The sequence below is a fragment of the Streptomyces sp. NPDC043896 genome (assembly GCF_056435605.1).
The window spans coordinates 1-605 of sequence record NZ_JBWKEE010000010.1; the positions used below are offsets into that span (position 1 = coordinate 1).

Below are 605 nucleotides of genomic sequence, written 5' to 3' on the forward strand. Positions count from 1 at the left end.
GCCGCCGGCATCTGGCACAACTGGACCACCGGCGCCCCCGTCAAACGATCACTGATCGCCTACGACCACTGAAGACATCGGACTCATTCATCTAGCCGGCGTCCGCGCTCGGGGACTCCTCGGCGGTGGCGGCGGCCAGGATGCTGTCCAGGAGGCCCGGGAAGCGGGACTGGAGGTCCTCGCGGCGGAGGCCGTTCATCTTGGCCGTGCCGCGGTAGGTCTGGCGTACGACACCGCTCTCACGCAGGACGCGGAAGTGGTGGGTGGTCGTGGACTTGGTGACCGGCAGGACGAAGTCGGAGCAGGCCAGTTCGGTGTCGGTGGCCGCGAGTTCGCGGACGATGGACAGCCTCATCGGGTCGGACAGCGCGTGCAGGACGCCCTCCAGGCGGATCTCCCGCCGCTCGGGGTGGGCGAGGGCGCGGGCCGTGTCGCGTTCCGTCATGTCCTGCTCCACTCGTTCGGCTCGGCTGCGGATCCCATCGTACGAGAGACGTCGTAGGAAGGGCTGGGGTGGGGGGGGGGGGGGGGGGGGGGGGGGGGGGGGGGGGGGGGAGAGGAGAAGAAAGAGAAAGACACCGGACGAAGCGTAGTGGAGGGGGGCA

General features: G+C 69.8%; 1 protein-coding gene. It reads right to left on the bottom strand.

Annotation, left to right across the window (positions count from 1 at the left end; all coding sequences use genetic code 11):
- Nucleotides 1-91 precede the first annotated feature (91 nt).
- A complete protein-coding gene (locus AC069X_RS16510) occupies nucleotides 92-445 on the bottom strand; it encodes an ArsR/SmtB family transcription factor (RefSeq protein WP_478729274.1) in 354 nt (117 codons plus the stop codon).
- Nucleotides 446-605: the final 160 nt, after the last annotated feature.

What these genes read in the sequence shown, in the direction of transcription:
- AC069X_RS16510 (WP_478729274.1), bottom strand. Translation starts at nt 445, where the DNA reads ATGACGGAACGCGACACGGCCCGCGCCCTCGCCCACCCCGAGCGGCGG.